The sequence below is a fragment of the Candidatus Nomurabacteria bacterium genome (assembly GCA_023898625.1).
Lineage (GTDB): Bacteria > Patescibacteriota > Saccharimonadia > Saccharimonadales > JAGQNJ01 > HK-STAS-PATE-36.
On record CP060231.1, the window covers coordinates 490,207 to 504,059 of the forward strand.

The 13,853-nt window shown below is 38.8% G+C and carries 8 protein-coding genes; 6 read left to right on the forward strand and 2 right to left on the reverse strand.

The window, feature by feature from the left end:
- The first annotated feature begins 94 nt into the window (after window positions 1–94).
- The 4 genes from H6793_02570 to H6793_02585 all read left to right on the forward strand — a co-directional run bounded on the left by H6793_02570 (window position 95) and on the right by H6793_02585 (window position 6,938).
- Window positions 95–1,393 carry a hypothetical protein gene (locus tag H6793_02570; GenBank protein ID USN95198.1) on the forward strand — a complete coding sequence of 433 codons (1,299 nt, stop codon included), beginning with the start codon at window positions 95–97 and terminating at the stop codon, window positions 1,391–1,393.
- Window positions 1,390–5,694 (forward strand): hypothetical protein, encoded by a 4,305-nt coding sequence (locus H6793_02575; GenBank protein USN95199.1) that lies wholly within the window; start codon window positions 1,390–1,392, stop codon window positions 5,692–5,694. The genes H6793_02570 and H6793_02575 overlap by 4 nt, the downstream gene beginning before the upstream one ends.
- Before the next feature lie 98 nt (window positions 5,695–5,792).
- On the forward strand, window positions 5,793–6,251 hold the full coding sequence (locus tag H6793_02580) for a hypothetical protein (protein USN95200.1): 459 nt from the start codon (window positions 5,793–5,795) through the stop codon (window positions 6,249–6,251).
- A gap of 48 nt (window positions 6,252–6,299) precedes the next feature.
- Window positions 6,300–6,938: a hypothetical protein gene (locus tag H6793_02585; protein ID USN95201.1), complete on the forward strand. Its 639-nt coding sequence runs from the start codon at window positions 6,300–6,302 to the stop codon at window positions 6,936–6,938.
- A gap of 46 nt (window positions 6,939–6,984) precedes the next feature.
- Here H6793_02585 and cadA read toward each other — a convergent pair whose 3' ends face one another.
- On the reverse strand, window positions 6,985–8,859 hold the full coding sequence (gene cadA / locus H6793_02590) for a cadmium-translocating P-type ATPase (GenBank protein USN95970.1): 1,875 nt from the start codon (window positions 8,857–8,859) through the stop codon (window positions 6,985–6,987).
- Between the two features lie 88 nt (window positions 8,860–8,947).
- Here cadA and H6793_02595 point away from each other — a divergent pair, with 88 nt between their 5' ends.
- Both H6793_02595 and H6793_02600 read left to right on the forward strand, forming a co-directional pair.
- Window positions 8,948–9,325: a hypothetical protein gene (locus H6793_02595; protein ID USN95202.1), complete on the forward strand. Its 378-nt coding sequence runs from the start codon at window positions 8,948–8,950 to the stop codon at window positions 9,323–9,325.
- The gene (locus tag H6793_02600; GenBank protein ID USN95203.1) at window positions 9,322–11,748 is read left to right on the forward strand and encodes an ATP-dependent Clp protease ATP-binding subunit; all 2,427 of its coding nucleotides are present in this window, start codon (window positions 9,322–9,324) and stop codon (window positions 11,746–11,748) included. Before H6793_02595 ends, H6793_02600 begins: the two co-directional genes overlap by 4 nt.
- 55 nt (window positions 11,749–11,803) lie before the next feature.
- On the opposite strand, the gene H6793_02605 is transcribed toward H6793_02600, so the two are convergent.
- Entirely contained in the window at window positions 11,804–13,750 is a 1,947-nt protein-coding gene (locus H6793_02605; protein ID USN95204.1) for a DUF2075 domain-containing protein, read from the reverse strand.
- Between the last annotated feature and the right edge of the window lie 103 nt (window positions 13,751–13,853).

Consider the following 13,853-nt stretch of genomic DNA (forward strand, 5'->3'; position numbering starts at 1 on the left):
TTTAATCTACCATTACTGATGGTAGATTTGTATTTTTAAAGACGCAAGCTTTGTTGAATTTAGTATAGATTAGATATAAAATGACTCTATAATCATGAGCGTATTGAAGGCATGGAATATTAAGCGGTTCTTTATAACCTTGATGGCTGTTTTTGTGCCCATAATGACTGTCTTTTTTGGGATGATGTCACTTACCTTTGCAGATCCTGGTGATGAAGAACCATACTCTATTTTTATTCTAGCTGGTCAGTCTTGGGCAGAGGGTACTAACTCTTTTCGGGTTAATTTGCCTGCTGGCACAGGAATAGATAAGCAAAATCATCCAGCAGATACAGTGACTGGTTTTTGGTGGGCTGGGGCCGATGGTAACGGTCCAGATACCCTTTCAGAATATATTGATTACTTTAATGGAATTAGTCCTGCTGGGTGGATTCAGTCGGGTGGTGTTGGCGCTACAGGTGCTAACAGATATAAAAACATGAATGATGTTCAGAGATTGGGTCAATTTGGTCCAGAGCTATCAATGGCAAGGAAATTGTATGAAAACGGTAGAAGAAAAGTAATTATTTTGAAAGTTTCTTATGGCTTCCAAAGTCTTGCCCAGTCAACAAGTCCAACAGTTCCGTTTGACTTTAATTCTGCTCCAGGAAGGAACAAGAGTTATGACAGGATGAAAACAGAATTTAATGCTTTAACTAACTATCTTAAGAGCACAAATAAAAAATATACAGTCGATGGTTTTTACTGGTATCAGGGTGGAACAGATGCACTACAACAGTCGTATGCCGATCAATACGAACAGAACCTAAGAGACCTAATTACAAGATCAAAAACAGATCTTCAATTTTCTTCTCAGGCACATTTCGTTGTTGCAAAATTTAGCATGAGAAATTGTTATGAATATTCATACCCCTTGGACTCCATTGATTATTGCGGGTTTCCATATATGGGTTCTTTAGATCCGCTGACTCTCTCTTCTGATTTCTACACAACTCATGCCGTAGGATGGAACAGGCAAGAAAAAGTAAGAAATGCAATCCAAAAAGTTGCAGACGATGATAATAATGGAGTAATGAAGGTGGATGCAGTTGAAGATGGTGACTTAATTAGGTCGGGAGATAGAATTCACCTAAATGAAGCCAGTAATATTATCATGGGGCAACGTTTTGTCTCGATGTTTAACCCAGCATATCAGCCAGGTACCCCGAGTAGTGATTATGACGGAGATGGCATAACAAACAATAATGAAGATGTAGGAAGGGGTGCTGGTTGTCAACTCCCATATATTACACAAAATAATAGCAATCTTGGTGATGATGATTCTGACTGCGATGGCTATCCAAACTATATAGATAAACTTGATGGTAGTAATGGAAATGGGTTAGGTCTATGACTAATAAGCTTAAAAGTGTGACAGGATTTTTATTACGAGAAAAAGAAATACCTATTGCAGTAATCGTTGCATTGGGGCTCAGTGGATTAACAATATTTATATATCTAAAAAATACCAAAACAGATCCCCCAAATGTTAAAAATTCAATTGCCATTGAGTCATCAGTCGTTCCCGAGTCAAATGCTTCAATTGCTCAAAAAGGAGAATCTTTACAATGGAAAAAGAGTGTTGGTGTAAGTGGTAGTGTTGTTAATGTTGATGGAACTATCACAGAAAAAATTAACAAAGATCAGCAAGTTTTTGATGGAGAACTAGAACTGCCAAAAGGATGGTCTGCCACATATTCTTGCGATGATGGCGTAAGTTTTGTTGCAACAACCACTACCTCACCTTGCGTATCTGATGCTGACGTTGATTATATTAAAATTCAAACCGGAACATCCCAAACACTAAAGCCGTTCTCTCAGGCAGGGATGATCCTACCTCCCAAGGAAGTTGAGCTAGACAATGGTGCTTTTCATGGCATGGGGCCAATAATGTATAAAGACAAGTTCTATCAAATAATGCAGTCGGTAACAGTTCAAGACGCAGGTAGTCAAGATGATTTTACGATAAATTGTTTTGATCTAAAAGTATATTCTCAATGTGAAGGTTATCCTACGTATATGAGCACCTCAGTTGGGACTTTGGGTACCGGACCAAAGGATATAAATACTCCTATGGCTGGTCAATTTTATGTAGACGATGGAACGTACGGCAATGATGGACGACTTTACGTCGCTGGTCAGTCTGGCGCAAATTACGGTGTAGTATGTGTGGATTTAGTTTTGCAACAAAATTGCGGGTTCACTATTCTTGGGTCAACAGGTAGTACGTATGGTGGCGTGGACAACCCGGTTAAGTTATCAGGGTTTGTTATGAGCGATGGAAAGCTATATGGTGACGCAGCAGATCTTGATCAAGCAAAACAAACAGTGGTTTGCTATGACTTAAATAGTGACGGAAATGGAGCTGATGCACCATGTTCTGGATATTCAAGCTCAACGACATTAAGTATTGATACATACTATACCCCAGAACATTACAACGTCTACTATAACGGCGGAACTCATATAGCCAAAGGTGGAAAACTATATTCATTATTACCTTATTCATATAAAAACATCTATGCAACCACCTTGTTTCCCCCTCCTAGTTCACAAAGATCTTATGGGTATATTCTAAGTTGCTTCGATTTAAATACTAAGGTGAAGTGTAGTGGATGGAATGACCCTGCTCTATTTTGGCCTAACGGTGGAATGTTTATAAGCTCTGTTCGTATTCCTGGGATGTTTGCTTGGAAGAACACTGATAATTCATTACGCGCCGTGTGTTTGACGTATATTTTTGACGAAGGAATACTCGATCCTCATATGCAGTGCCTTGATCAAGAGACAGGAGACAATATTCTTTCGAATGAAACCACTCCAGATCATCCCGTCAAGATGCTTCCTACGTCTTTGATGTATGCTCCTTGGGAGTTTGGTAGGTATACTACAGATATTACTGACAGCGAAGGATCAAAAACATACTTTCCGGTTGCAAAGCGTATTTCTACGGACCCAAATAACCCATCTAAAGATAAAGGTGGAACCATGTGCTGGAATTGGACTACCGGATCAAAATGCTCAGGACAAGCATGGCAGAATCAGCCTAAGTACTGGTACGGAGTGAATAATAATCAGTCTAATGATCTTGGGTATGTTTATGATGGTTCTTGTATGTGGGGTGTGGGCGATAAGGCCGTTGGGGCAGGAAGTTGGGTGGTTAGTAATCCTAGGCTCTGGTCTTTTGACGCAAAAACCGGTGAAAGCCCTTGTCGTATTGAAGACATGGAATTTACGACAAGTATAAATGCTGATGATTTTTATTGTGATGGTCAGAGTCATGTTTTTTCTTGGGGTAAAGTTAAATTAAGTAACGCGAGCATGTATGATTTCGATAGTCTTGAAGTAACAGTAAAGAACTCTGCTGGCACCGTTCTAAAACAAGAAAATATAAAAGCAAATGGATATCTAGATCTTTCCTCAATTAGTTATTCAGGAAACGAGAATCTTAAACTTGAAATAAAAGCTGTTAATCTAAATACTACTCCTTGGGCAAATAACAATAAACCTTTTGTTTCTGTAGAGGCAGATGCCGATAATGCTCAGATTTGTTACAAAACTAAAGCCACAAATTATTGCGACATTAGTAATATAGCCGTTACATCAGGCGCACAGATTGCAACAGGCAATGATATTCTTTCTAAAGACGAAACGACATCTATTGCCTTAAATCAACCCAGCAACGAACAATGCTTTAAGGATGCTAAAATTACGATTACTGCTGATAAACAGAGAATTTCAGAAGGCGAAAACGTAAGCTACCAAATAAATATTGACAACAAAGCAAACAGCAATATTTACAATCGAGGTAATATTGTTGGCGCTCAGGTTAGGGCTAGCTTGCCAGCAGGGTTTAGTTATGTGTCATCCAGTAATGGTGGGTATCAGTCGGGATCATACGTATATTGGGATAACGTATCGCTAAATGCTGGAAGTAATACAACGTATTCATTGGTAGTTAAGGCGCCACAAAATTTGTCGTCAATTCAGAAGAGTACGGCAAATAAGGTATTCGCTGCCACAACAGATGTTCCCGCAGTCTTAACAGCAACCATCATTTATGATGATGACGTTGATCAGGCTGACAACACAACTTCAAACCAAGTGACTTTGGTTAAAGAAATACCTGATAATGATGGTGGACAAGTGGGAAACAATGGTGGAGAGGAGCCACCGGTAGATCAGGAGGCGCCTATTGATAATAACGAAACAACGCAAGACGATAATCAAGCAACAGGACTACCCCAATCATCAAACAATACCAATAATAATAAACCAAGTTTGATACCAGGGTTTATAAGAAGGTTGGTGCCAAATAGTTTGATGAATCAGACAGAGAGCATATTTAGGTTTGCAAATTCAGTTGTTCAACCTATACCAAATACTGTTGCTATAGCTATACCGTATGCAATAATAGCCTTCCTGATCGCTTTTGTTGCGGTGTATATTTATCAGGCAATAATAGCGAAGAGAGAAAAGGATAGATTGGATAAAGTAAGAAAAGACTTAAAAAGAACAGAAGAGCTAAGCCGTAATTACGTAAGTCTAACAACACATTATTTGCATACACCTATCGCAACAATGGAATCTACCATCGAACTTCTAGCCAAAGAGAATAAATTACCTAAGAGTACGGTTGATTCTGCAGAGCGCCGATTAGGGCGACTAAAATATCATATTCAGTTCTTATTAGACGGAATTAGTGGCATAGCAGAAAGTATTAAAGACCAGGCTGGACAAATTGAATCGAAAATAAAAAGACGATCATTGATAGGTAAAACCATTCTTATCCCAATATTTAGCGTTCTAATAGGGATTGTCTTTATTAATAGTTTATTCATTTGGTCTGGTAAATACGATGCGAGTCGTGCTGTAATCTTCACTCAGTCATTAAACTATTTATTGGCAACGGGTGCATTTGTGATTGCTTTTGTCGTGTATAGAAATCAAGCGTACGCACAGAAGGTTGCCGAACATGAGTTGAAACTAGAACAGGACTTATCGCTGTCGCAACTAAACTTTGTTAAAAATTCTAGTGCAACTTTAGATAAAGATATTGAAGAAATGAGTAGAATATCCAAAGAACTTGCCAATAGTCCTCGTGCTAAGCTATTTGACTCAGGACTAGTGTCACTAAAAGACCTAGCGTCAAAATTTGACTATCTGAGCATTCTGCAAAGTGAATCAAAGTCGCCAATTATAGCAGATGCTACTATAAAAAACCTTGCGTTAAATGTTGTCGATGAACTTCAAGCCTTTGCTAACCAAAATAACATCAAGATAGAGTGCATTGTAGACTCTGGTCTGACGGCAAAAATCGATAAAGAAGGTCTAAATCAACTCCTGTACTCTACATTGCATAATGCCATCAAATTTAGCAAAGTAGGAGATATTGTTAAGCTATCGATCAATAATAGCGATACAAGGCATGTGGTTATAACGGTGAGCGATACGGGTAGTGGCATACCTAAGGAGAAGATTGATACGTTGATGATGCCTTTCGGTAGATTAACGAGTACTGAACAATTTGACTTCTCGGGAATTGGCCTTGATCTTTATATGGATAGATTAATAATCGATAAAGTTGGTGGTGAAATATCGATAGTCTCGAAATTAGGAGAGGGAACAAATATAAAAATGACCATACCATCATAAGTGTTGTGGTTATAACATATTCTTGCAAATATTGCTGATTGGTTGATATAATTTTTCATTATAAGCATAATCGGTGGGCAAGGAGGGTTTCCTAGTTCATGAAAAATATTAAGCTAATCGGCGCTGGTTTATTTACCGTTTCTGTAATGGTCTTAGGGCTATTGTTTGTAGTTAAGGGGACTGCAAATGCCCAAGAAATGATACAGTCAACAGATCAAGCACAATCTTCGCAAACTCAGCAACAAGGTAGTGTCTATTCATATGTTGCTCAACCTGGCGACTCATACAGTTTAATGGCGCGTAAGGCAATTCAAACATATGGCATTACTAACAAAGTTAATTTGAGCGAGGCCCAAATAATTTTTGCAGAAACACACTTAACTCAGGATGCTGGATCTCCGGCTTTAGTAAAAGGGCAAAAGGTTGAGATTAAAGAAGATGCAGTAAAAAATTGGGTCAATAAGGCTAAGGATCTTAGTGCTCAACAACAGTCCGCATGGAATGTTTATGCGCAGAACGCAAACTTTAATACAAACAAAGTCGGTCAAGCATCTTAGGCAATAAACTGCTTAAGTTTAGTATTCGCCAGTGCTACAATAGCATATATGCAAGAGTTAGCACTGGCGGTATTGCCAGTTTTTGCCATCCTAATACTAACAGAAGTACTATGGCGTAATAACAGTTTACGTGGTGAATCTGCCCGTAAACTTGTGCATATTTTTGTGGGGTCTTATGTTGCCTTCTGGCCATTTTTGATTAGTTTTCAAGCAATTCAGTTAATTAGCGTCGCCTTTCTTGTTGTGGTTGGGATTTCTCTTAAATTTGGTATTTTCAAGGCTATTCATGGAGTTGCGCGTCGAACATGGGGCGAGGTTTTATTTGCGGTGGGCATCGGGTTGACTGCCGTACTAACAAGTCAACCTTGGGTATTCACAGCATGCATATTACATATGAGCGTAGCTGATGGGTTTGCAGCACTAGCAGGAAAAAAATGGGGTAAAAATAATAGATACCATGTTGCTGGTCACGAAAAAAGCATTATTGGAACAGCAGTCTTTTGGTTTTGTTCGTTAATAATAACTGGTTTGGCTGTTGTTAATCTGCCAGAACTACAAGCAGATGCAAGTGTATATTTGTTTGTTATACCTATAGTTACTAGCTTGATGGAGAACATTGGTATAGGTGGTACAGATAATGTTTTTGTGCCTGTTTTGGTATATTTTATGCTGACCTTCCATCCATAATTAAGACCAATCAATACTCAGCTAATAACAAGTAAATAATGATTTTCTAAGACTTCTTGTTCTTAAATGATTTGTGAGAATGCCTATCTTTCCAGGGGCCGTGTGCTCGTAGAGCGTAAACAATAACCGTAACGTCCACTAGTTCTTGAATAATGGCCCCGCTTGTTGCACTGAATTTACCGGTGGAATAGAGTAGCATTAAGGCAATGCTAATACAAATACCAATCATTATGCTTTGAGTGGCTATCTTTAGAGTATTCTTTGCAATATCAAATCCTTGAGCTACCTTACTGATGTCATCTAGCATAATAACTACGTCTGCTGTTTCACTCGCTGCGGTTGACCCCCTAGCGCCTAAAGCAATTCCAACTTCTGCGGATGTTAGTACTGGGGCATCATTTACGCCATCGCCAACAAATGCAACCGGACGTTTTTTTATTGATTCAATCGCAACTAGTTTATCTGCTGGCAAACAATCAGCTTTGACGTTTGATATGCCTAGTTGCTTGGCTATAGCATTAGCGGTGGTCTTGTTATCGCCAGTCACCATCAGGATATTTTTTACTCCAAGTTTCTTAATTTTTGCGAGCATCGATTTGGTTTCTGGTCTTATCGCGTCTTCAAAGCTGATTGATCCAATTACAGTACCATTAACGGCTACGAGTGCCGTTGTATCTGTGAGTGTAGATGGTTTCAATTTACTCGGTAATGATATGTTATGAGAAATAATGTAGTTTACCTTTCCAACAAGTACCAACTTTCCGTTAACATTTCCAGTTAGCCCGTGGCCAGATTCCTCTTTAACGTTTTTAGTTTTAGGAAACTTAATATCCTGGTTATTTGCTTTGTCAACGATAGCGTGAGCTAAGATGTGGTTTGAGTTTTGCTCCAGTGCCCCAGCATATAAAAGGACATCCTCAGTCTTGTTCTTGCCAAACGCAGTTATTTTTTTGACTGTTGGTTGGCCAGCAGTTAAGGTTCCAGTTTTATCGAAAGCAAATGTTTTTATTGCTGAGAGCTGTTCGATTGCCCCTCCATTTTTGATAATAATTCCGTGACGTGCCGCTCGACTAATACCGGAAATTAGGGCAATCGGCGCTCCTAGAATGAGCGGGCAAGGAGTAGCAACTACCAAAACTTGCAGAAAGCGCATTGAGTCACCAGACATAAGCCAGGCTCCACCAGCAATAATAAACGAAATAATAGTAAATGGTATGCTATAACGGTCGGCCAATCTTACAAATGGGGACTGAGTAGTAGACGCTGTTTTTACGAGTTTTATTATTTGCTCATATTGACTATCCGCAGACGAGTGTATGGCTTTAATAGTTATAGTACCATCAATTACAACAGCACCACTTAACACTGTGTCGCCAGATTTCTTATTAATTGGGAGACTTTCACCAGTCAGGCTAGATTCATCAAAGCTAGTATCACCTTCAATAATTACTCCATCAACCGGAACAACCTCACCTGGTTTTATTAGTACTTTATCGCCAACAGCAACTTTACTAACTACTACATCAATAGTTTTTCTGCCTTTGATAAGGTGAGCCTTCTTTGGCGCATTATCAAGCAGGGCGCTGAGTTCTGATTTGGCACGATTTTCAGCATAATCTTCAAGTGCTTCACCCCCAGTTAACATCAGTACAATAATAATACCGGCCCAATATTCACCCATGATGACAGATGTAATGATGGCGGTAGCAGCCAAAATATCAACCCCATATGTTCCGTCTCGCAAATCTTGAATCATACCCCAAATGAGCGGAATTACATTAATAATGGTCACAATTGCCAACAATATATGGCTAGCTTTAGTAAAACCAGCAAAAGTTAGAATGAGCGCAACAATCAAAGTTACGAATGCCCACGCAAATTGATAATACTCTCTAAAGAAACGTCCAAGCTTTTTGAACACTGTATCCTCCTCTTGTTTCAATCTTCTAAACTGTATTATAGCAGATATTGTACTGCAAGCATGACGATTGTAGGTTACAATAAATGCTATGGTTATAATGTTGGTCTTAAGGTGGTGGTATGGCCAAGGTTGGCGCTGGGTATGGCGCCGAGCAACGATTGAAAGAGTGCAGTGGCTAAATGAAGCTTTTTCTATTTCTGCTCTAGTTAAAACTTGGTTTGCTCCCTTTAAACAGACATACAGAAAGGTCAATAAAGGATCTATTGATTTGCATGTTCAGGCTTTTATAGATAATTTAGTATCCCGATTTATTGGCACCATACTCAGGACTATCATTATATTTGTTGGATTATTCGGCATCGTCTTAACGCTATTATTTGGGCTGATTTCATTATTGGCTTGGCCATTAATTCCGCTTTCTCCTATTTTAGCTATTGCGTTGTTCATGGTCGGGGTTGGTGTATGAATAGTGATAACTTGCATTGTGACATTAGTAGCCAGCGCGCAATTAAGGCAAGAGTCGGATCTTGGTTAGAAAAATCATCAATCAGAAACTTGATGATGATGGTTATTTTTTTGAGCTTGCTAACTTTATTGTGGTTGATAATCATTCAACAAAATGCAGTGGGTTGGCTACTCTTAATTCCAATAGGTATTTTGAGTGTGTTTTTAATTTGGTATCATGGTGAGCTTAATGAATTGTCGCCTGCATCATCACTTGATGATGTTCGAGATTTAAGCGATGTAATGAGTCGTAACCTATTATCTAAAATAACAAAAGACCAAACACCAAAAGGATTAGCGCAGGTTGTGAGTAAGCAACCGGGTGGCTACTTTTTTGGCGCACGTTTTGGTATAGGCAGGGAGTTTTTGCAAGAGCTTTCGGCTGTGGACGAAGGTTCAACAGCGTTGGTATGGAAACTTGCAATTGAGCTGGCAAAAAAAACTGGCAATATTGAGGTAGATTCTGGCGCGCTTGCAGGAGCACTGATTATGTCAATTCCTGATGCCGAACCAATTCTTGCTAAGCTATCTTTAGAAAAACAAGATATAGAAAATGGTGTTGAATGGTTTGCGCATATTCGTAAAATGATAGAAAACGCTAACGAGAAGAGTCATTTTGGGGGTATTGGACGTGATTTAAGTTTTGGCTGGGCCCCGATATTAAATCATGTTGGGTTTAATATTACTGAGAGCATTCAGGCTGGGGGTTTCTTGCGTCGTAGCGTAGCTAGTAGAGAGCAGAATATTGATCAAATGATGCGATTACTTGACCAATCTGGTCGACGAAATGTTGTGCTTGTTGGTGAAGCCGGCGTAGGTAAGACCACTTTAGTTTATAGTTTAGCCTCACGTTTGTTGAGTGCAAAAGTTAAGCATTCACACCAACTAAAATATCAGCAAGTAATAGCGCTCGATGCTTCAAATTTGATTGCCAACGCAAAGGCTAAGGGGCAGTTAGAAGACCTATTGATTCGTGTATTTAATGAGGCAATTCATGCCAAGAATGTAGTAATTTTTTTGGATGACGCACAGTTATTCTTGAGAGACGGCACCGGGTCGGTTGATTTATCCAATCTGCTGTTACCAATCTTGCAAGGTGGGGCGCTAAGAATTATTTTATCGATGACAGACCAAGAATGGCTTAGATTAAGTCAAGAAAATCCTGGATTAGCACAATTGGCTAATAGGGTAATAGTTAGTCCACTTGAACATGAAGAAACGATTCAGGTAGTCGAAGATGAGGTCATTTTACTGGAGTCAAAAAATAAACAAATCTATATGTATCAATCAATTGGCGAAGCCTATCAGCTTGCCGAAAGGTTTATTCACGAACAAGCTTTTCCGGGCAAGGCAATAAAGTTGCTTGAATCGGCTAGTAATTTTCCTGAATCGGAGCGCTTCATAACGGCCAAAAGTGTCAAACAGGCAGTAGAAAAATCCTTTGATGTCAAAGTACAATCTGCCGATACAGCCTCAGAAAGAGACATATTGTTGAATTTAGAGCAGAAAATTCACCAGAGAATGATTAACCAAACTCGAGCAGTAACCCTGGTGAGTGATGCTTTGAGACGCGCGCGTAGTGGTGTGCGAAACCAAAATAAGCCTATCGGTACTTTCTTGTTTCTGGGACCAACAGGTGTCGGCAAGACTGAGCTCTCTAAAGCTTTAGCATCAGTATATTTTGGCGGAGAAGAACGATTGGTGCGTGTTGATTTAAACGAATATTCACGAGCCGATGATACCAATCGATTATTAGCAATTGGTTCAACGGATCCATATAGTCTATGTGCTCAAATCGCTAAACAGCCTTTTAGTGTAGTGTTGTTGGATGAAATAGAGAAGGCTCACCCTAATGTTTTGAATATTTTACTTCAGATGTTGGATGAAGGAATTTTGCGTGATAGCGCCAATAAGGCTATTAGTTTTCGTGATGCCATAATTATTTGCACCAGTAATGCTGGTGCTGAGCAAATAAGGGCACATATTGCTCAGGGTCAAAATCTTGAAGATTTTGAAGACGCTTTTATAGATGAGTTAATTAACGCAAATATTTTTAGACCAGAATTTTTGAACAGATTTGATGAAATTATCTTATTCAGGCCTCTTAAAAAAGAAGAACTTATTCAGCTAGTTGATCTATTACTAAATTCACTGAACAAAACTTTGGCAGATCGCAAAGTTAGTGTTGTTCTAACCGATCGTGCTAAATCTTTCTTGGCGGAAAAAGGATACGATCCACGTTTAGGTGCGCGCCCTCTCCGTCGAGTAATGCAACGTGCAGTAGAGAATGTTGTTGCGCAGAAATTATTATCTGGCCAGATTTCTCCAGGTCAACAAATCCAAATAGACGCCCCAGAACTTCACCAAGCACTATCTTCAAGATAATGTAATCTTTACCCATAGTAAATTACGAAAAAAATAGAGGTCCTCCCACCTCTATTTAATATCCAATATCTCTAGTTGATACGGAGAGCTCTTCTAATCCAACAGATCTCAAGTAGTTATAAGTATTATCATAATATTCTTGTTTTCTTGTTGGGTCAGGTGGATAGTTGCCATGAGGTATGAAGATAACCATTCCTTGCCTAGCTCTTGTTAACAGTACGCGATATGCGTTTTTTGCTTCTTGTTGATTCGATTTGTTATTCTGCCAGACGATACCTTTTTCAATATTATTTTTTGAATTGAAATATTGCCACCCATCGTCATTAAAACGCATGTCTGCATCCCAGCAAAGGAGCGTGTAGTCAAGCTCTAGTCCTTGACAGACAAATTCTGATGCGGCATCTTCTAAGAAATACGAACTTTTATTACTCTCTTTACTCCCCAGAAAATAATGCACCTCGTTAACCTTCTTGTTTGAGTCTATCGCATATGGAATTAGTCTTTGGGCTCTGCTGGTTGCAACCATTCCAATTCTCTCTGTGCCCTTTGCTTGACTTCTAATCCATTTTTTTGCAAGCTTTAAGTCTCTCGTTATTCTGATGGGGTAGGTTTCTTTAAGGTCATTGTATATTTTACTGGCTGAATCATCAATGTCTAAGAGTGCTTTGATAAAATGTGATAGTTTCTCTGATCTAAATGAGCGCATCGTTGTAGATAGATGAAGCTCTTTAATCTTCCTCGCACTTGCAGGTACTTTTGAAACGTTATACTCAGAGTCCATAATGTTTGGTGATATTGCAATTTGCCAATTTTCAGGAACGGCATCTATCCAGGCACCGATACCTGCTTCTCCCTTTTTTAACTCTTGTCCACCGCCCACAAGACACACTATGCATGCCCAGTCATCATGTCTATCCATGGTGCTTATTAAAAACCCAGGTTCTGATTCACCATGCACCCATTCTCTATTATTTCTATTCATCCAATTTGTAATTGTGTCACCGTCCCAAGCTCTTTGTGCTTCATCAAATATTGCGACATGCTCACTGGGTGCATTTATGTCTTTAATATACTCATCGCGGTAATGATGAACTATTTGAATGAAAGATTTTACTTTGTTCCTAGCATCGACAATTTTGGTGCCATAACTACACTTATCATCTCTAGCTAATGCTTCCGTCAATACGTTAACTAACGGTCCATTACCCGACAGCAGTATAGCGTGGTCATTAGAACTAAGATCCCGTTTTTGGGTTGCTATGTTTAACCCTACTAATGTTTTTCCTGCGCCGGGAACACCAGTCACAAAAATAATTACTTTTCTTTTATTCTTTTTACAATCTTCGATAATTTCGTTGATCTTTCGGCAAGTAGTGACGATATTATCTCCCGCTTCGTTTCTAGTAATCTCCTGAACGTTATGTCCTGAGTATAAGGCTTGAGCTGCCTCAATTATTGTAGGAGTTGGTTTATAGGGTGATTCTTCCCATCCATTCGCTCCAAATCCAGTGACGTATTCAATACTATCAACATACTTCTTAATGCCATGTACACCAATACAGCAAACGCCTTCGATATTTTGTGACTCACCATAATAGTCAGACGCAATTAATACCGGGAATATATCTGCATTATGTGATCCTAAGTGGAAATTTTTGAGTTCAAGCATATAATCTGTTACTTGATCTATATCCTTAGTTATAAATTTTTTCTGGCCAATTTTAAACTCTAAGATTACTATATGAGGTTTATCTGAATGTATCAACAAGACAGAGTCTATTCTTTTACCCATTCGAGGAATTTTGAATTCCAAAAATATGGTTATATTTTTGGAATACCGTAATTGGTTTTTTAATATTTCAATTTCTTTCTTCCATGTTTCAACTTGTGGTTGTTCAACACTGAAGCCGTCATTAACACTCCCTTGAGTTAAATGACTAATAATAATATCAGTACTTTGTTCTAAAAAATCTGCCAATGATGATTTGTGCCATGCTCTCATATCTTATGGATTATATATCTTCAACAATTTTATTAAAATGGATCTACTAATAATAGAAATTATCTAATAGTTAGGCGTCTAATATCTCATCAACATATAGAGA

Bases quoted from the DNA above. Each gene is read 5' to 3' on its own strand.
- H6793_02580 (USN95200.1), top strand. From the start codon at position 5,793: ATGAAAAATATTAAGCTAATCGGCGCTGGTTTATTTACCGTTTCTGTA.
- H6793_02595 (USN95202.1), top strand. From the start codon at position 8,948: ATGGTTATAATGTTGGTCTTAAGGTGGTGGTATGGCCAAGGTTGGCGC.
- H6793_02575 (USN95199.1), top strand. From the start codon at position 1,390: ATGACTAATAAGCTTAAAAGTGTGACAGGATTTTTATTACGAGAAAAA.
- H6793_02585 (USN95201.1), top strand. From the start codon at position 6,300: ATGCAAGAGTTAGCACTGGCGGTATTGCCAGTTTTTGCCATCCTAATA.
- H6793_02600 (USN95203.1), top strand. From the start codon at position 9,322: ATGAATAGTGATAACTTGCATTGTGACATTAGTAGCCAGCGCGCAATT.
- H6793_02605 (USN95204.1), bottom strand. From the start codon at position 13,750: ATGAGAGCATGGCACAAATCATCATTGGCAGATTTTTTAGAACAAAGT.
- H6793_02570 (USN95198.1), top strand. From the start codon at position 95: ATGAGCGTATTGAAGGCATGGAATATTAAGCGGTTCTTTATAACCTTG.